The following is a 17,012-nucleotide window of genomic DNA, read 5'->3' on the forward strand; positions in this document are numbered from 1 at the left end:
ATAACACCACCACCCCTTTTTTCACCTTTAGTCGGGTTTGGCGGCGGGTGTTGAGGGGCGGTGGGGGTCGGTGGGGGCCCCCCGTCCCGCTCCGGGGGCCGCCCCCCGACGGCACCGGGTCACTTCCCGGAGAACTTCTCGTACTCCCGCAGGACCTCTTCGGTCGGTCCGTCCATGCGCAGCTCGCCGCGTTCCAGCCACAGCACGCGGTCGCAGGTGTCGCGGATCGACTTGTTGCTGTGGCTGACCAGGAACACCGTCCCGGCCTGCCCGCGCAGTTCCCGGATGCGTTCCTCGGAGCGCTTGCGGAACTTCGCGTCGCCGGTGGCCAGCGCCTCGTCGATCATCAGGACGTCGTGGTCCTTGGCGGCGGCGATGGAGAACCGCAGGCGGGCCTGCATGCCGGAGGAGTAGGTGCGCATGGGGAGGGTGACGAAGTCGCCCTTCTCGTTGATGCCGGAGAAGTCGACGATCTCCTGGTAGCGCTCCTTGATCTGCTCCCGGGACATGCCCATGGCCAGACCGCCGAGGACGATGTTGCGCTCGCCGGTGAGGTCGTTCATGAGGGCGGCGTTCACGCCGAGCAGGGAGGGCTGGCCGTCGGTGTAGACCTTGCCGCTCTCCGGCGGCAGCAGGCCGGCGATGGCCCGCAGCAGCGTGGACTTGCCGGAGCCGTTGGAGCCGATCAGGCCGATGGCCTCGCCGCGGTGGGCGACGAAGGAGACGCCGCGCACCGCGTGCACCTTGCGCACGCCCCGCTCCTCGCCGCCGCGCTTGACGATACGGCTGAGGGCGGCGGTCGCGCTGCCCTTGCCCGTCCGGGCGCCGTTGACGCGGTAGACGATGTGGACGTCCTCGGCGATGACGGTGGGGACCCGGGTGCCCGGCGCCTGCTCAGCCACGGCCGTACCTCTCCTCCGCCTGCCAGAAGTAGACGAAGCCGCCGATCGCGAACAGCGCGGCCCAGCCGCCGGCGACGGCCCACACGTGCTGGGGCAGGTTCTCGGAGCCATACTCGTCGATGAGGGCGAAGCGCACCAGGTCCATGTAGATGGCGGCCGGGTTCCACTGCAGGACGTTCGCCATCCACTGCGGCTTGTCGGCGAGGAAGACGGGGATGGAGAACATGACGCCGGAGGCGTACATCCAGGTCCGCATCACGAACGGCATCAGCTGCGCCAGGTCCGGGGTCTTCGCGCCGGCCCGCGCGAACACCAGCGCCAGACCGGTGTTGAAGCAGAACTGGAGCACCAGCGCCGGGACGATCAGGAGCCAGGAGACGTCCGGGTAGCTGCCGAAGCCGATCACCACCAGGAACAGCACGATCATCGAGTACAGCAGCTGCTGGAGCTGCTGGAGCGCGAAGGAGATCGGCAGGGCGGCCCGCGGGAAGTGCAGGGCGCGGACCAGGCCGAGGTTGCCGGAGATCGCGCGGACACCGCTCATCACCGAGGACTGGGTGAAGGTGAAGACGAACACGCCCGTGACGAGGAACGGGATGTACACCTCCTTCTCCATGCCGCGGCTGGCGTTGAGGATCACGCCGAAGATCATGAAGTACACGGCGGCGTTCAGCAGCGGCGTGGCCACCTGCCACAGCTGCCCCAGCTTGGCCTGGCTGTACTGGGCGGTCAGCTTCGCCTGGGAGAAGGCCAGGATGAAGTGACGGCGCCCCCAGAGCCGGCCGACGTACTCCCGCAGCGGCGGCCGGGCCCCGCTCACGGCCAACCCGTACTTGGCGGCCAGCTGCGCCGCCGTGAGGCCCTCGTCGGGCGACGGCGGCGCACTCACCGCGACTGCGCCGTCATGCGTTGTCTCACTCACCAGTAGGAAACTTTCGTCTTCGGGATGCGCGGCCTGAACCGGGCCGGCACGTGCCGGGGGGCCGCGGAACGGCCCGGGGCCCTCGGGGACGAGCTTGTCAGATGACGGGAGGCCGGCCCAGTCGGGTCAGCCGCCACACCGTACGCCACTTCATGGGCCTGCGCGGTCCGCACGACGTGGTCCACCCTTCCCGGAAACCACCGAACCACGCCTTCAGGGCCGAGCGCGAGGGGCGGCGCAGCAGAGTGAGCAGCAGCCAGACCCCGAGGTAGACCGGGACGAGGGGCGCGGGGAGGTTGCGCCGGGCCAGCCAGACCCGGTTGCGGGCGACCATCCGGTGGTAGACCGCGTGCCGCGAGGGCGCGGTCGTCGGGTGGTGCAGCACCATGTCGGACCGGTAGTCGATCATCCAGCCCGCGTCGAGGGCCCGCCATGCCAGGTCGGTTTCCTCGTGGGCGTAGAAGAACTCGTCCGGGAGTCCGCCGACTTCCGCGAGGACCTGGGTGCGCACCGCGTTGGCGCCGCCGAGGAAGGTGGTGACCCGGGAGGAGCGCATCGGGTCGGCGGCGCGCAGCCGGGGCACGTGGCGGCGCTGGGTGATCCCGGTGTCGGGGTCGGCGATGCGGAAGCTGACGATACCCAGCTCGGGGTCGGCCGCGAAGGCCTCGCGGCACAGCCGTGCGGTGTCGTGCCGGGCGAGCAGTCCGTCGTCGTCGAGGAACATCAGTATGTCGACGTCGCGGCCGCTGGGGCCGAAGGCCGCGATGCCGACGTTGCGGCCGCCGGGGATGCCGAGGTTCTCGGGCAGTTCGACGGTGCGCACGTGCGGGGAGAACTCGGTGACGTCGGGGACCGGGGAGCCGTTGCCGACCACGACCACCTCGACCGGGTCGCCGTCCTGCTTGGCGATCGAGTCGAGCAGCGCGCGCAGCTCCTCGGGGCGGTTGCCCATGGTGATGACCACCGCGCCGACCTTCATGGGCGCGCTCACCGCAGCCTGCTCGACGCGAGGATGGACACCAGGTGCAGCACGGTCTGGAGCAGCGCGATGCCGGCCAGTACGGCGACACCGAGCCGGGAGAAGAAGAGGTCCCCGCGCGTCTGGTCCACGATCGCCAGGACCAGGATGAGCAGCGAGGCCTCCATCCCGAGGACCAGGCGGTGGAACTTGAGCGCGGCGGCGGCCCGGCGGGCCAGCGCCATGCCGGAGGAGCGCGGCTCGGACGCCGTCTCCTTGACCGGCGGCAGTCCGCCCTGGTGACGGGCGACGCCGACGAGGTCGGTCTCCGCCTTGATCAGGATGGCGCCGAGCGCGGCCAGGGTGCCGAGGAAGGCCCACAGCCAGTCGATACGGCCGGTGCCCCACAGGTCGGCGGCGCGCAGGCCGAAGCCCACGAGCACCGCGGCGTCGGTCAGGTAGGCGCCGACCCGGTCGAGGTAGACGCCGCCGAGCGAGTACTGCTTCTTCCAGCGGGCGATCTCGCCGTCGACGCAGTCCAGCAGCAGGTACATCTGGACGCAGACCAGGCCGAGCACGGCGCCCGTGATCCCCGGCACCAACAGGGCCGGGGCCGCGAGCACGCCGAAGACGGTCATCAGGTACGTGAGCTGGTTGGGCGTGACCCTGGTGTTGACCAGGTAGCGGTCGACCCGCAGGGACACCTCACGCATGTAGAGGCGTCCCATCCAGTGCTCACCGCTGCGCCGGTCCTTCACCCCCGCGGGGTGGACGACCGGTCTGAGTTCAGCTACCGATGGCCTTGACATAGTCGGCGTAGGTGTCCTTGATCTGTTCGGTCTTGAGGTCGAGGTGTTCGAGGATCGTGTAGCGGCCGGGGCGGGTCTGCGGGGCGAACTCCACGACCTTGACGAACTCGTCGGTCGTGAAGCCGATCTCGTCGGGCAGCACCGGCAGCCCGTGCCGGCGCAGCACCTCGGCCATGTACGCGGACTCCTCGTGGGCTCCGCGCAGGTACATCGCGAAGGCCGCGCCCAGTCCGCACTGCTCGCCGTGGGCGGCGGCGCGCTTGGGGTACAGCAGGTCGAAGGCGTGGTTGATCTCGTGGCAGGCACCGGAGGACGGGCGGGAGTCGCCGGACACCGACATCGCGATGCCGCTGAGGACGAGTGCCTCGGCGAGCACCTGGAGGAAGTCGGTGTCGCCGATGCCGCCCGGGTGCCTGAGGACCGCCTCGCCGGCCTGCCGGGCGATCGCGGCGGCGAGGCCGTCGATCTTCTCGCCCTTGACGCGGTGGGCCAGCTCCCAGTCGGCGATCGCCGAGATGTTGGAGACGGCGTCGCCGATGCCGGCCCGCACGTAGCGCACCGGCGCCTCGCGGATGACGTCCAGGTCGATCACGACCGCGATCGGGTTCGGCACGCCGTAGGAGCCGCGGCCCGCGTCGTTGTCGAGGGTGGCGACCGGGGAGCACAGGCCGTCGTGCGCGAGGTTCGTCGGTACGGCGACGAGCGGGAGACCCACCCGGGCCGCGGCGAACTTGGCGCAGTCGATGATCTTGCCGCCGCCCAGGCCCACGACCGCGTCGTAGTGGCCGGCCTTTATGTCACCGGCGAGCTGCACGGCGTCGTCGAGGGTGCCGCCGCCGACCTCGTACCAGGTGGCGCCGGGAAGGGAGGGGGTGAGGCGCTCGCGCAGCCGGGCGCCCGAGCCGCCGCTGACGGCGATCGCGAGCTTGCCCGAGTGCGAGATGCGCTCGTCGGCGAGGACGCCCACGAGGTCGTCGAGGGCACCCGGGCGGATGTCGACGACGACCGGCGAGGGGATCAGCCGGGTCAGTACTGGCACGCGATCTCCCGTCCACGGGCGAGATCGTCGTGGTTGTCGATCTCGACCCAGCTGACGTCGCCGATCGGGGCCACGTCGATCCGGAAGCCGCGGTTCACCAGTTCCTGGTAGCCGTGCTCGTAGAACTGCTGCGGGTCGGTCTCCCACACGGTCTTCAGCGCGTCGGCCAGTTCGGGGGCGGCGTCGCCCTCGATGAGGGTGACGCCGATGTACTCGCCGGTGGCCTCGGCGGGGTCCATCAGCTTGGTGATCTTCGTCATGCCCTTCGCGGGGTCGACGACGACCTTCATCTCCTCGTCCGCGAGGGACTTCACGGTGTCGAGGGCGAGGATGATCCTCCTGCCCTCGCCGCGGGCGGCGAGCAGGGTCTTCTCGACGGAGACCGGGTGCACGGTGTCGCCGTTGGCGAGGATCACACCGTCCTTGAGGGCGTCACGCCCGCACCACAGGGAGTAGGCGTTGTTCCACTCCTCGGCCTTGTCGTTGTCGATGAGGGTCAGCTTGAGGCCGTACTTCGCCTCCAGGGCCGCCTTGCGCTCGTACACGGCTTCCTTGCGGTAGCCGACGATGACCGCGACCTCGGTCAGACCGATCTCGGCGAAGTTGCCGAGGGTCAGGTCCAGCACCGTGGGCTCGCCCTCTATGCCCGCGGGCCCCACCGGCACCAGCGCCTTGGGCAGGCTGTCGGTGTAGGGGCGCAGACGCCGTCCGGCGCCGGCCGCCAGCACGAGGCCGATCATGCGGGTTCTCCTTCATCGTGTACGGACGGGGCGCCCGCCCGGTGGGCGGCGACCCAGAAGCGGATGCTCTCGGCGATCACCACGAGGGCGATGGCCACGGCGAGGACGGTGAGCGCGACCGTGAACTGCCCGGCGGTGAGCACCGCGGCCAGGACTGCCACGAGCAGCGTCCGCCCCTCCTGTCCCCCGACTGCGCGCACCAGCCAGGCCGGCGGCGCTCCGGCGTTGCCGCGGATGCGGTACACCGTGTCGTAGTGATGGTAGGCGACGGCGGCAACGAGCCCGAAAGCCGCCGGTAGCGCTCCGTTCACGTCCGCCTTCGCCGCGAGGATCAGCACCGTGCCGTACTCGGCGGCGCGGAACAGCGGCGGGACGAGCCAGTCGAGGGCGCCGTTGAGGGGGCGGGCGACGGCTTCGGCGGACAGCAGCACATAGGCGCCGGCCATCAGCACCACCCACCAGCTCGGTCCCCACAGCCAGGCGCCGAGCGTGACGAGCACGGCGCCGACGGCGGCGCTGAGGGTCGCCGTCGGACGCGCCTCGCCGGGCAGGAAACGGACCAGCAGGCCGGCCGACGGCCCGCTGTCCGCGAGGTCCGCCAGGGCCCGCGCCGCCCGGTCCGTGCGGCGCGCCTTGCGGGTCAGGGAGCGCAGGACGCGGCCCGCCGTGGTGTACGTCGCGGCGAAGCCGCAGCCGACGAGCAGGACGTAGAAGGTGATGCGCGGGGTGGTGGCCGCGGTGAGGACGGCGATCATGGCCCATCGTTCGCCGATGGGCAGGACTATCATCCGGCGCACCCAGACCGTCCAGCCGACGCTGTCCAGCTTGCCGGAGAGGGCGGCGGTGGGGCTGGTGTTGGCCGTGCTGTCGGCGTTCGCCTCGTTGAAGGAGAAGTCCACGACGTGCCGGCAGGTCTGGAGGACCATCGCGCCGAGGGCCAGCGCCCATACGTCGTCGCCGCCGCGGGCCGCTCCGAGGGCGAGGCCGGCGTAGTAGGCGTACTCCTTGGCCCGGTCGAAGGTGGCGTCCAGCCAGGCTCCGAGGGTGGAGTACTGGAGGGAGTAGCGGGCGAGCTGGCCGTCGGTGCAGTCCAGCACGAAGGAGAAGAGGAGCAGCAGTCCGGCGGCGATGTATCCGCCGCGGGTGCCGGTGGCCGCGCAGCCCGCCGCGACCAGCGCGGTGATCAGCGAGGCGGTGGTGACCTGGTTGGGGGTGAGGCCCCGGCGGGCGCACCAGCGGGCGAGGTAGCGCGAGTAGGGGCTGATGCAGAACGTGGTGAAGAAGCCGTCGCGGGCCTTCACGGCCGACTTCAGGCGTACGGCCTCGTCGTCGACGGCGCCGACGGCCTGCCGTGCCTCGTTGCGGGCCTGCGGGTCGGCCGGGACGGCGGCGACCAGGCTGCCCAGCTCGGGCCGGTGCACCTCGCCGCCGTCGGCGTCGAGGGCGGTGACCAGCCGGTCGGCGAGGCTGTCCACGGCGAGGGCGGTGCCGCCGCTCGCGGAGTTCTCGCGGGCCATCGCGCGGGTCAGGGCCTGACGGCCGGCCGGCTGCGCGGTGACGGCACCCGGGACGGCGGCCAGCGGGAAGCGGGGGTCGGTGAGGCCGAGGCGCAGCGCGTGCCGATGCCCCACGAAGCGGGTGTCGACGACGGCGACCCGCTGGTCACCCGGGACGCCGGCGAGGAGCGTCTCCGCGTCGGCGGCATCGGTGGCGGTCCGGACGTCGAAGCCGAGGGACCGCAGGTCTGCCTCGATCGACGAACCGGGGACCGGCTGACCGGTGAGGATGGCGGTCGACAACCGAACTCACTCCCTGGGTCCCGGCGCGTGCGCGCCGGTCGTCTGCATGGTGGGCTCTGCATGGCGGGCGCCCCTTGGCGGCGCCGCGGTGAGGGCACCGGGCGCGGCGTTCGGCAGAGGCTATCGGATGCCGGGAAGGCCGTGTTCACCGGCCGTTCAGGTCCGATCCACACGGTCCGAACCGGCCGTCGCCGAGATCATCATGTGTGATCGGCGGCCCCGCCCACAAACCGCGCTCCCCCGCGGCAGACATCCGGGACATTGCGCACGGACCCGGGGCCTCGGCATAGGGTGGGCGGCCATGACGTGGCTGATCACCGGCGGGGCCGGATACATAGGGGCACATGTGGCGCGGGCCATGACCGGCGCCGGCGAGCGCGTCGTCGTCCTGGACGACCTGTCGGCCGGCGTGCCCGCGCGGCTGCCGGCGGACGTGCCGCTCGTGGCGGGCTCGGCGCTCGACGCGGGCCTGCTGAAGCGGGTGCTGGCCGAGCACGCGGTGACCGGGGTGGTGCACCTGGCGGCGCGCAAGCAGGTCGCCGAGTCGGTGGCGCAGCCCACGCGCTACTACCGGGAGAACGTCGGCGGTCTGGCCACCCTGCTGGAGGCGGTCGCCGAGGCCGGTGTCCGCCGGTTCCTGTTCTCCTCGTCGGCGGCCGTCTACGGCAACCCCGATGTGGACCTCATCACGGAGGACACCCCCTGTGCCCCGGTGAACCCGTACGGCGAGACCAAGCTCGCCGGGGAGTGGCTGGTGCGGGCGGCGGGCGAGGCGCACGGCATCGCGACGACGTGCCTGCGCTACTTCAACGTGGCCGGGGCGGCCGAGCCGGAGCTGGCCGACACCGGCGTCTTCAACATCGTCCCGATGGTCTTCGACCGGCTCACCCGCGACGAGGCCCCGCGGATCTTCGGCGACGACCATCCGACGCCCGACGGCACCTGTGTACGGGACTACATCCACGTCGCCGACCTGGCCGGGGCGCATCTCGCGGCGGCCCGGCGGCTCACCGCGCCGGGCGTGCGCGGCGATCTGACGGTGAACATCGGCCGCGGCGAGGGCGTCTCGGTGCGCGAGCTGGTCACACTGATCGGCGAGGTCACCGGGGACACCCGGCCGGCCCTGGTCGAGGGCCGCCGCCCCGGGGACGCCCCGCGTGCGGTGGCCTCGGCCGCGCTGGCCGCACGGGAACTGGGCTGGACCGCCTCTCGCGGGATGCGCGAGATGGTCGCGTCGGCATGGCGGGGCTGGCAGCTTCACCACGGCGGGTGAGCTGCTGCCTGTCAGGCCGCTGACCTGCACTTCGTTTCCGCAGGTCAGGGCACATGACAACGGTGTTCAGTGCCGCGTTGCCGGATACCCCCCACCCGTAGTTCACTGGGGCCCCGGGCGGATCACAGGAGGCTGTTTCTCATGGGGGCTGGGCACGACCACGGCCACACGCACGCGCCGACCACGGGTACGGCCGCGGCGGCGTACCGCGGCAGACTGCGCGCCGCGCTCTCGATCACGCTCACCGTCATGGTGGTGGAGATCGTCGGCGGTGTGCTCGCCGACTCCCTCGCCCTGGTCGCCGACGCGGCGCACATGGCGACCGACGCGGTCGGCCTGGGCATGGCGCTGCTCGCCATCCACTTCGCGGGCCGCCCGCCGACCGGGAACCGCACCTTCGGGTACGCCCGCGCCGAGATCCTGGCCGCCCTCGCCAACTGTCTGCTGCTGCTCGGCGTGGGCGGGTACGTCGTGTACGAGGCCGTCCAGCGCTTCTTCACGCCGGCCCCGACCGAGGGCGGGCTGATGATCGTGTTCGGTGGGATCGGCCTCGTCGCCAACATGGTCTCGCTGAGCCTGCTGATGCGCGGGCAGGCGGACAGCATCAATGTGCGGGGCGCCTTCCTGGAGGTGGCGGCGGACGCGCTGGGGTCGGTCGCGGTGCTGGTCTCGGCGGTGGTGATCCTGACGACCGGCTGGCAGGCCGCCGACCCGGTCGCCTCGCTCGTCATCGGCCTGATGATCGTGCCGCGGACCGTGAAGCTGCTGCGCGAGACGCTGGACGTGCTGCTGGAGGCGGCCCCGAAGGGCGTCGACATGGCGGAGGTGCGCACCCACATGGTCGCCCTGGACGGCGTGGAGGACGTGCACGACCTGCACGCGTGGACGATCACCTCCGGAATGCCGGTGCTGTCGGCGCACGTGGTGGTGCGCTCGGACGTGCTGGACGCGATCGGCCACGAGAAGATGCTGCACGAGCTCCAGGGCTGCCTGGGCGATCACTTCGACGTGGCGCACTGCACCTTCCAGCTGGAGCCGAGCGGGCACGCGCAGCACGAGGCGCGGCTCTGCCACTGACCGTCCGGCGGCACCGGGTTCGCACATCCGTTCCGGACGGTTCCGGCAGCGCTGTGCCGGGCAAGATCACCCACCGGGCCCCGTTTCCGGTGACGGAGTGGCGGCGGCCGTGGTCGCGCCGGGCGGCGGGACATGCGGGCGTTCGCGTGGAAGTGCCGGGAGTGCCGTGCGCGTACGGCAGACTGGGGGCGCGAGGACCGATGTTAAGGATGGGTATGCCGATCACACCTGCCACCGCGACGACCGGCTCGTCGAACGGCACCGCGGACCCGATTTTGCTGGAACTGGTCGATGAGAACGGCGTGACCATCGGCACCGCGGAGAAGCTCGCGGCCCATCAGGCGCCGGGGCGGCTGCACCGGGCGTTCTCGGTGTTCCTCTTCGACGAGCTGGGCCGGCTGCTGCTCCAGCAGCGGGCGCTCGGCAAGTACCACTCGCCCGGTGTCTGGTCCAACACCTGCTGCGGTCACCCCTACCCGGGTGAGGCGCCCTTCGCAGCGGCGGCGCGGCGCACGTTCGAGGAGCTGGGGGTGTCCCCCTCACTGATGGCGGAGGCGGGCACGGTCCGCTACAACCACCCGGATCCGGCCTCGGGCCTGGTGGAGCAGGAGTACAACCATCTGTTCGTCGGGATGGTGCAGTCCGCACTGCGGCCGGACCCGGAGGAGGTCGGCGACATCGTCTTCGTCACGCCCGCCGAGCTGGCGGAGCGGCATGCGAAGGACGTGTTCTCCTCCTGGTTCATGACCGTGCTGGACGCGGCCAGGCCGGCGGTGCGGGAGCTGACGGGCCCCTCGGCCGGCTGGTGAGCCGGGTGAACTAGCGGATTCCCACGGGTTTGAGCGGCAGGGCGGCCCAGATCACCTTGCCGCCGCTCGAGGTGTGCTCGACCTCGCAGACGCCGCCGGCCTCCCGGGTGATCTCCCGCACCAGCAGCAGTCCCCGGCCGCCCGTCCGGCCGTGATCGGTCTCCAGTGCGGTCGGGCGGTAGGGGTGGTTGTCCTCCACGGACACCCGCACCCACTCGGCCCCGACGGCCACCTCCACCGCGAGCGTCGGCGACAGCAGTGCCGCGTGCCGTACGGCGTTGGTCACCAGCTCGGAGACGATCAGCAGGAGGCCCTGGACCAGGTCGTCCGAGGCCGGCACCGCCTGCCGGTACAGCAGGTCCCGCACGGCGTGTCTGGCCTGCGGGACCGAGGCGTCCTCGGCCGGTGCGGTGAACCGCCAGACGCCTTCGTACGGCAGCGGTCTGGGCATCGCCTGCGGCAGCGGTTGCGGCACTCTGCCGGCCGGGGGGGTCTCCGGGGTTTCGGAAGGTGACCCTGTTTCGCCCTCGGGGCGTGGGCCGGGCCCGCGCCCATGGTTCTCCATCGTCCGGTCGCCGCCCTTGCGCTCGATTGTCACCACACGTCGAGTGTTGGTAACGCGGCGCTTCCCGCCGGATGCCTGAACAGAAGTCAGCCGATATCGAGCATTCACGACCCCTCATGCGGCCTCTTGCCGGAATTGGGACCGCTTCTGTCGCAGACGTGCCCCCTTCGCGCACTATTCGGGTTGTACGGGTTTGGCGGTGCGCTCGCCCGGTTCGCCCCCGGCGCCGGCGTCCCCGGCCATGCGCTCGGAGACCAGGCCCACGATGCGCCGGCCGCCGAAGCCGGTGGCGACCAGCCCGAGGCCGTCGAAGAGCAGGGCGAGGGACAAGAAGCAGCCGATCACGTACTGACTGCTGCTCGGCCAGTCGATCAGCACCAGGATGCCCAGCAGCAGGTCGAAGACGCCCAGCAGGAGCGTCCAGCCGAACTGCGAGCCCCGTACGACCATGCTGCCGACCAGCCGGAAGAGGCCGCCGGTGAGGAACAGCAGGGCGGCGAACATGGTGAGCGCGGCGGCGGCCTCGTCGGGCTTGCTGATGATGACGACCCCGGCGGCGATGTTCAGGGCGGCCACGATGACGCCGAGCCAGAAGAAGCTGGTGCCGCGCGCCTGGACCGCGTGCAGCAGGCCCACCACGCCGCCGATCAGCAGCAGCCAGCCGAAAAGCAGCATCGAGGTCAGGGTGGCCACACCGGTGTAGACGAGCCCCACGAGCCCGGCCACCACCAGGATCACCCCGAGCACGGCGAGCCAGCCGAACCCCCTGCGGAGCTTGGCCGCCTCGCCCTCGGGCCGGGTGGACGTGTCCATGGGCATCTCCTCGCATCGGTTTCCCCTCGAGTCCCCTTTGCCCTCGATGACGTAACGCTCACCCGGACGGGCTCGATCAGGTGTCCGGCCGGACGGTTAGCATCCGGGCCATGGAGCCCGAACTGCTGCACGGTGTCACCGACGCTGTCGCCACCGTCGTCCTGCACCATCCGGCCAAGCGCAACGCCATGACCGCCGCGATGTGGCGGGCGCTGCCGCCGCTGCTGGAGAAACTGGCCGCCGATCCCGGCGTACGGGCGCTGGTGCTGACCGGCGCGGGCGGCACCTTCTGCGCGGGGGCCGACATCTCCACGCTCCAGGGCTCGCCGGACGAGGCCCAGTCGCTGGCCGTCAGGGCCGAGGAGGCCCTCGCCGCCTTCCCCAGGCCGACGCTGGCCGCGGTGAAGGGGCACTGCGTGGGCGGGGGCGCGCAGCTCGCGGCCGCCTGCGACCTGCGGTTCGCCGAGGAGGGCGCGCTGTTCGGGGTGACGCCGGCCAGGCTCGGGATCGTCTACTCGTCCTCCGCGACCCGGCGACTCGTGGCCCTGACGGGTCCGGCCACCGCCAAGTACCTGCTGTTCTCGGGCGAGTTGATCGACACGGAGCGGGCGCTGCGCACGGGCCTGGTCGACGAGGTGCTGCCGGCCGGCGAACTCGACGGCAGGGTCGAGGAGTTCACGCGCGTCCTGGTGTCCCGCTCACGGCTGACGCAGGCCGCGGCGAAGGAGTTCGCGGACGGCCGCACGGACCGCGACGCCCACTGGACGGCACAGGCGCGCGGCAGCGGCGACACCGCGGAGGGGGTCGCCGCCTTCCTGGAGCGCAGGGAACCGCGCTTCACCTGGACTGCGTCAGGCTGAACCGGCTGGTGGCGCGGAACTCCTCGACGAGGTGCGCCGGCGCCTTGTGCGGTGACCCGGCGTCGTAGGGCGGCTGCGGGTCGTACTCGGTCAGCAGCTGGACGGCCTGGGCGTGTTCCTCGCCGGCGATCCGGCCGAGCAGGGTGAGACCCATGTCGATGCCGGCGGAGACGCCGGCCGCGGTGACGTACTTGCCGTCGGTGACGACCCGCTCCTCCGTCGGCTCCGCGCCGAACCGCTTCAGGTGGTCCAGGGCGAGCCAGTGCGAGGTGGCCCGGCGGCCCCGGAGGAGTCCGGCGGCGGCCAGGATCAGCGAACCGGTGCACACCGAGGTCGTCCAGGTGCTGGTGGCGTCGACCGCACGGAGCCAGTCCAGCAGCACGGGGTTGTCCATCTGCGGGGTCTGGCCGGGGCCGCCGGGCACGACCACGAGGTCGGGGCTCGTCACCTCGGCGAGGGTCCGGTCGGCGGTGAGGGCGAGGTTCCCGATGTCGGTGCGCACCGGGCCGGTCCGCTCGGCGACGAAGACGGTCCGCGCGCCGGGAAGGCGGCCGAGGGTCTCGTAGGGGCCGACGGCGTCCAGGGCGGTGAAGCGGTCGAAGAGGACGATGGCGATCTGCATGTGCTGCCTTCCGGAAGTAGCCGGTGAACGTTCAGTGGACGGGGGCGGCGGGGCGGAACCGGCGGCGGTACTCGGCCGGGGAGGCGGCGAGGGCCTTGACGAAGGCGCGACGCATGGCCTCGGGGGTGCCGTAGCCGCTGGCGCGGGAGACCTCCTCGACGCCGTCGCCGGTGTCCTCCAGCAGCCGGCGGGCGTGTTCGAGGCGGACCCGGTCGACGTAGCGGCCGGGCGTCATGCCGGTCTCGGCGCGGAAGGCGCGGGCGAAGTGGCGGGGCGAGAGCAGGGCGCGGGCGGCGAGGGACTCGACGCTCAGGTCGCCGTCGGGGTGTTCGGTGATCCACTGCTGGACCTCGCGCAGCGGCTCCCGCCGGGCGGTCTGCGCGGCGAGCTGGGCGCTGAACTGGGCCTGGTTGCCGGGCCTGCGCAGGAAGACGACCAGGTGGCGGGCGACGCCGAGCGCCACGTCCCGGCCCACGTCCTCCTCGACCAGGGCGAGGGCGAGGTCGATGCCCGCGGTGACGCCGGCCGAGGTGGAGACCGGCCCGTCGCGCACGTAGATGGGGTCGGCGTCGACCTCGATCGCCGGGTGGTTGCGGGCGAGGGTGTCGGAGTACGCCCAGTGGGTCGTGGCGCGGCGGCCGTCGAGCAGGCCCGCCTCGGCGAGCAGGATCGCGCCGGTGCACACGGAGACCAGTCGCTCGGCGCGCGGGCCGTGCTCGCGCAGCCAGTCGGTCAGCCGCGGGTCGGGCGCGCGGGTGCCCTGCCCGCCCGGCACGAGCAGCGTGTGCGGGACGGGCGCGTCGGCGAGAGCCGTGTCGGGTACGAGGGTGAGGCCGCTGGAGGTGCGCACGGCAGCGCCCTCCAGGGAGGCGGTCCGGACCCGGTACGTGCCCGGGACGTGCTTGTCGGCTCCCGCGAAGACCTCCACGGGACCGGTGACGTCGAGGCTCTGGACGTCGTCGAAGAGGACGACGAGGACGGTTCGCTGGGCCATGCGGTCGATTCTTCGCGGCCCGCGCGACGGCCGCAACGACGAGTTCCCCACCTTTTCCGCCACCGCCCGACGCGCACGTGGCATGGTCCGGCGCGGTCGAGGTACCCGGGCGGCCCGGCCGAGCGGCCGGGAGACGAGAGGAGAACTCCGTGTTCCGTGCGATCGCAGACGTACTGCGGCAGATCGGTGGTGCCGTCGCCACCGTCGTGACGCTTCCCTTCCGGGCCCTGGCCCGGCTGTTCGGCGGGGCCTCCTCCACCACGCGAAACGGGAGGGCCTGAGGCCCGCCGGGACGCGCCCTGATCCCCGGGTGTCGGCGCCGCCTGCCACAATTGCCGCGCAACCTCAGTGGAGAAGGCGGTACGGGAATCGTGACGACAGAGCTGCCACCCCTCGCAGGGTCCATCGAAGGCAGGATCGCCGGGGAACTCGGCGTACGGGAGCGGCAGGTGAGGTCCGCCGTGGAGCTGCTCGACGGCGGCTCGACGGTGCCCTTCATCGCCCGCTACCGCAAGGAAGCGACCGAGATGCTCGACGATGCGCAGTTGCGCACGATCGAGGAGCGGCTGCGCTATCTGCGGGAGCTGGAGGAGCGCCGGACGGCGATCCTGGAGTCCGTGCGCGAGCAGGGCAGGCTCAGCGACGAGCTGGAGGCGCGGATCCGGGGCGCCGAGACCAAGGCGCGGCTCGAGGACATCTACCTGCCGTTCAAGCCGAAGCGGCGGACGAAGGCGCAGATCGCACGGGAGGCGGGCCTGGAGCCGCTCGCCGACGGGCTGCTCGGCGACCCCTCGGTGGAACCGCTCGCCGCGGCGGCCGCCTTCGTCGACGCCGAGAAGGGCGTCGCCGATCCGCAGGCCGCGCTGGACGGGGCGCGGGCGATCCTCACCGAGCGGTTCTCGGAGGACGCCGACCTGATCGGCGAGCTGCGCGAGCGCATGTGGGTGCGGGGCCGGCTGGCGGCGAAGGTACGGGAGGGCAAGGAGGAGACGGGCGCGAAGTTCGCCGACTACTTCGACTTCGCCGAGCCGTTCACCGCGCTGCCCTCGCACCGGATCCTGGCGATGCTGCGCGGCGAGAAGGAGGAGGTCCTCGACCTCGTCCTGGAGCCGGAGGAGCCGACGGACGGGCCGTCCTCGTACGAGGGGATCGTGGCGCACCGGTTCGGCATCGCGGACCGCGGGCGGCCGGGCGACAAGTGGCTGAAGGACACGGTCCGCTGGGCCTGGCGAACCCGCCTCCTGGTGCACCTCGGTATCGATCTGCGGCTCAGGCTGCGCACGGCCGCCGAGGACGAGGCGGTGAACGTCTTCGCGGCGAACCTGCGCGATCTGCTGCTCGCCGCCCCGGCGGGCACGCGCGCGACGCTCGGCCTGGACCCCGGCTTCCGTACGGGCGTGAAGGTCGCCGTCGTCGACGCGACCGGCAAGGTCGTCGCCACCGACGTCATCCATCCGCACGTCCCCGCGAACCGGTGGGACGAGGCGATCGCCAGGCTGGCCCGGCTGGCGAAGGAGCACGCGGTCGAGCTGATCGCGATCGGCAACGGCACCGCTTCCCGCGAGACCGACAAGCTCGCCGGTGAACTCATCGACAAGCACCCGGAGTTGAAGGTCACCAAGGTGATGGTGTCCGAGGCCGGCGCGTCCGTGTACTCGGCGTCCGCGTTCGCCTCGCAGGAGCTGCCCGACATGGACGTGTCGCTGCGCGGCGCGGTCTCGATCGCGCGCAGGCTCCAGGACCCGCTGGCCGAGCTGGTGAAGATCGACCCGAAGTCGATCGGGGTCGGCCAGTACCAGCACGACCTGTCCGAGCTGAAGCTGTCGCGTTCGCTGGACGCGGTGGTGGAGGACTGTGTGAACGGCGTCGGTGTCGACGTGAACACCGCCTCGGCCCCGCTGCTCGCCCGGGTCTCAGGCATCACCTCCGGTCTCGCCGAGAACATCGTGGCGCACCGGGACTCCAACGGGCCGTTCACGTCCCGGCAGTCGCTGAAGAAGGTGCCCCGGCTCGGCCCGAAGGCGTACGAGCAGTGCGCGGGCTTCCTGCGGATCCGTGGCGGCGACGACCCGCTGGACGCCTCCAGCGTGCACCCGGAGGCGTACCCGGTGGTGCGGCGGATGGTGAAGTCGTCCGGGCAGGAGGTCGCTTCGCTGGTGGGCAACACGGCGGTGCTGCGTTCGTTGCGGCCGACCGACTTCGTGGACGAGAAGTTCGGTCTGCCGACCGTCTCCGACATCTTGAAGGAGCTGGAGAAGCCCGGCCGCGACCCGCGGCCGGCCTTCAGGACGGCCACGTTCAAGGAGGGTGTGGAGAAGATCTCCGACCTGGCGTCCGGGATGGTCCTGGAGGGTGTCGTCACGAACGTGGCGGCCTTCGGGGCGTTCATCGACATCGGCGTCCACCAGGACGGGCTGGCGCATGTCTCCGCGCTGTCCAGGACGTTCGTCAAGGACCCGCGGGACGTGGTCAAGCCCGGTGACATCGTCAAGGTGAAGGTCCTCGACATCGACATCCCGCGCAAGCGGATCTCGCTGACGCTCCGGCTGGACGACGAGGCGGCCCCGAAGGGCGACCCCTCGGGCGAGGGCCGGCCGCAGCGCGGCGGGCGTCCGCCGCAGCAGCGGCAGCAGGGCGGCGGGCAGCGTCAGCAGGGCGGGCAGCGTGGCGGGGGCGGCGGTCAGCGGGCCGCCGGCGGGCGTCAGGCTCCGCCGCCGGCCAACAGCGCGATGGCGGACGCCCTGCGCCGGGCCGGCCTGGCCGACCCGAAGGGCAAGCGGTGACACGCGCGCATGGGCCCGGTTGCCGCACGCCGCGGGGACCGGGCCCG

General features: G+C 72.0%; 17 protein-coding genes. 6 read left to right on the forward strand and 11 right to left on the reverse strand.

The features are described 5' to 3' along the window. Positions 1-119 precede the first annotated feature (119 nt). The 7 genes from ACFWJX_RS20180 to ACFWJX_RS20210 all read right to left on the reverse strand — a co-directional run bounded on the left by ACFWJX_RS20180 (position 120) and on the right by ACFWJX_RS20210 (position 7,169). Complete coding sequence (locus tag ACFWJX_RS20180) at positions 120-902, reverse strand: ABC transporter ATP-binding protein (protein WP_252548857.1); 783 nt, start codon at positions 900-902, stop codon at positions 120-122. After that, a complete protein-coding gene (locus ACFWJX_RS20185; protein WP_383244749.1) occupies positions 895-1,824 on the reverse strand; it encodes an ABC transporter permease in 930 nt (309 codons plus the stop codon). Before ACFWJX_RS20185 ends, ACFWJX_RS20180 begins: the two co-directional genes overlap by 8 nt. 97 nt (positions 1,825-1,921) lie before the next feature. Continuing rightward, on the reverse strand, positions 1,922-2,815 hold the full coding sequence (locus ACFWJX_RS20190; RefSeq protein ID WP_383244752.1) for a glycosyltransferase family 2 protein: 894 nt from the start codon (positions 2,813-2,815) through the stop codon (positions 1,922-1,924). After that, the gene (locus tag ACFWJX_RS20195) at positions 2,812-3,591 is read right to left on the reverse strand and encodes a CDP-alcohol phosphatidyltransferase family protein (protein ID WP_073495870.1); all 780 of its coding nucleotides are present in this window, start codon (positions 3,589-3,591) and stop codon (positions 2,812-2,814) included. Before ACFWJX_RS20195 ends, ACFWJX_RS20190 begins: the two co-directional genes overlap by 4 nt. Continuing rightward, positions 3,569-4,630 carry an iron-containing alcohol dehydrogenase family protein gene (locus tag ACFWJX_RS20200; RefSeq protein WP_383244756.1) on the reverse strand — a complete coding sequence of 354 codons (1,062 nt, stop codon included), beginning with the start codon at positions 4,628-4,630 and terminating at the stop codon, positions 3,569-3,571. The genes ACFWJX_RS20195 and ACFWJX_RS20200 overlap by 23 nt, the downstream gene beginning before the upstream one ends. Beyond that, on the reverse strand, positions 4,618-5,370 hold the full coding sequence (locus tag ACFWJX_RS20205; protein ID WP_383244759.1) for a sugar phosphate nucleotidyltransferase: 753 nt from the start codon (positions 5,368-5,370) through the stop codon (positions 4,618-4,620). Before ACFWJX_RS20205 ends, ACFWJX_RS20200 begins: the two co-directional genes overlap by 13 nt. Then, positions 5,367-7,169, reverse strand: a complete 1,803-nt coding sequence (locus ACFWJX_RS20210) for a DUF5941 domain-containing protein (RefSeq protein ID WP_383244762.1) — start codon at positions 7,167-7,169, stop codon at positions 5,367-5,369. Before ACFWJX_RS20210 ends, ACFWJX_RS20205 begins: the two co-directional genes overlap by 4 nt. A 301-nt stretch (positions 7,170-7,470) precedes the next feature. Here ACFWJX_RS20210 and galE point away from each other — a divergent pair, with 301 nt between their 5' ends. From galE to idi, 3 genes are all read left to right on the forward strand, one after another. Then, positions 7,471-8,442, forward strand: coding sequence for a UDP-glucose 4-epimerase GalE (galE, locus tag ACFWJX_RS20215; RefSeq protein WP_383244765.1), 972 nt, complete (start codon positions 7,471-7,473; stop codon positions 8,440-8,442). A 141-nt stretch (positions 8,443-8,583) separates the two neighbouring features. Then, positions 8,584-9,519 carry a cation diffusion facilitator family transporter gene (locus ACFWJX_RS20220; RefSeq protein WP_383244768.1) on the forward strand — a complete coding sequence of 312 codons (936 nt, stop codon included), beginning with the start codon at positions 8,584-8,586 and terminating at the stop codon, positions 9,517-9,519. Between the two features lie 215 nt (positions 9,520-9,734). Beyond that, on the forward strand, positions 9,735-10,328 hold the full coding sequence (gene idi / locus ACFWJX_RS20225; RefSeq protein ID WP_383244770.1) for an isopentenyl-diphosphate Delta-isomerase: 594 nt from the start codon (positions 9,735-9,737) through the stop codon (positions 10,326-10,328). Between the two features lie 10 nt (positions 10,329-10,338). On the opposite strand, the gene ACFWJX_RS20230 is transcribed toward idi, so the two are convergent. Then, on the reverse strand, positions 10,339-10,893 hold the full coding sequence (locus ACFWJX_RS20230) for an ATP-binding protein (RefSeq protein ID WP_383245048.1): 555 nt from the start codon (positions 10,891-10,893) through the stop codon (positions 10,339-10,341). 174 nt (positions 10,894-11,067) lie between these two features. Further along, positions 11,068-11,706 carry an HdeD family acid-resistance protein gene (locus ACFWJX_RS20235; protein ID WP_383244773.1) on the reverse strand — a complete coding sequence of 213 codons (639 nt, stop codon included), beginning with the start codon at positions 11,704-11,706 and terminating at the stop codon, positions 11,068-11,070. 110 nt (positions 11,707-11,816) lie between these two features. On the opposite strand from ACFWJX_RS20235, the gene ACFWJX_RS20240 reads away from it, so the two are divergent. Then, entirely contained in the window at positions 11,817-12,566 is a 750-nt protein-coding gene (locus ACFWJX_RS20240) for an enoyl-CoA hydratase/isomerase family protein (protein WP_383244775.1), read from the forward strand. On the opposite strand, the gene ACFWJX_RS20245 is transcribed toward ACFWJX_RS20240, so the two are convergent. Together ACFWJX_RS20245 and ACFWJX_RS20250 are read right to left on the reverse strand one after the other, a co-directional pair. Next, positions 12,544-13,188, reverse strand: a complete 645-nt coding sequence (locus ACFWJX_RS20245; RefSeq protein WP_383244778.1) for a DJ-1/PfpI family protein — start codon at positions 13,186-13,188, stop codon at positions 12,544-12,546. The genes ACFWJX_RS20240 and ACFWJX_RS20245 overlap by 23 nt on opposite strands. Positions 13,189-13,219: 31 nt before the next feature. Further along, the gene (locus ACFWJX_RS20250; protein ID WP_383244781.1) at positions 13,220-14,182 is read right to left on the reverse strand and encodes a GlxA family transcriptional regulator; all 963 of its coding nucleotides are present in this window, start codon (positions 14,180-14,182) and stop codon (positions 13,220-13,222) included. Between the two features lie 149 nt (positions 14,183-14,331). On the opposite strand from ACFWJX_RS20250, the gene ACFWJX_RS20255 reads away from it, so the two are divergent. After that, positions 14,332-14,463 carry an LPFR motif small protein gene (locus ACFWJX_RS20255; RefSeq protein ID WP_383244784.1) on the forward strand — a complete coding sequence of 44 codons (132 nt, stop codon included), beginning with the start codon at positions 14,332-14,334 and terminating at the stop codon, positions 14,461-14,463. Positions 14,464-14,553: 90 nt separating this feature from the next. After that, the gene (locus tag ACFWJX_RS20260; RefSeq protein WP_383244787.1) at positions 14,554-16,965 is read left to right on the forward strand and encodes a Tex family protein; all 2,412 of its coding nucleotides are present in this window, start codon (positions 14,554-14,556) and stop codon (positions 16,963-16,965) included. Positions 16,966-17,012: the final 47 nt, after the last annotated feature.

The sequence above is a fragment of the Streptomyces sp. NPDC058335 genome, assembly GCF_042723915.1.
In the GTDB taxonomy this organism is placed as follows: domain Bacteria; phylum Actinomycetota; class Actinomycetes; order Streptomycetales; family Streptomycetaceae; genus Streptomyces.

Excerpts from the sequence above, each read along its gene's own strand:
- ACFWJX_RS20230 (WP_383245048.1), bottom strand. The coding sequence starts at position 10,893 with ATGGAGAACCATGGGCGCGGGCCCGGCCCACGCCCCGAGGGCGAAACA.
- ACFWJX_RS20220 (WP_383244768.1), top strand. The coding sequence starts at position 8,584 with ATGGGGGCTGGGCACGACCACGGCCACACGCACGCGCCGACCACGGGT.
- ACFWJX_RS20240 (WP_383244775.1), top strand. The coding sequence starts at position 11,817 with ATGGAGCCCGAACTGCTGCACGGTGTCACCGACGCTGTCGCCACCGTC.
- ACFWJX_RS20235 (WP_383244773.1), bottom strand. The coding sequence starts at position 11,706 with ATGGACACGTCCACCCGGCCCGAGGGCGAGGCGGCCAAGCTCCGCAGG.
- ACFWJX_RS20205 (WP_383244759.1), bottom strand. The coding sequence starts at position 5,370 with ATGATCGGCCTCGTGCTGGCGGCCGGCGCCGGACGGCGTCTGCGCCCC.
- galE (WP_383244765.1), top strand. The coding sequence starts at position 7,471 with ATGACGTGGCTGATCACCGGCGGGGCCGGATACATAGGGGCACATGTG.
- ACFWJX_RS20250 (WP_383244781.1), bottom strand. The coding sequence starts at position 14,182 with ATGGCCCAGCGAACCGTCCTCGTCGTCCTCTTCGACGACGTCCAGAGC.
- idi (WP_383244770.1), top strand. The coding sequence starts at position 9,735 with ATGCCGATCACACCTGCCACCGCGACGACCGGCTCGTCGAACGGCACC.
- ACFWJX_RS20245 (WP_383244778.1), bottom strand. The coding sequence starts at position 13,188 with ATGCAGATCGCCATCGTCCTCTTCGACCGCTTCACCGCCCTGGACGCC.
- ACFWJX_RS20195 (WP_073495870.1), bottom strand. The coding sequence starts at position 3,591 with ATGTCAAGGCCATCGGTAGCTGAACTCAGACCGGTCGTCCACCCCGCG.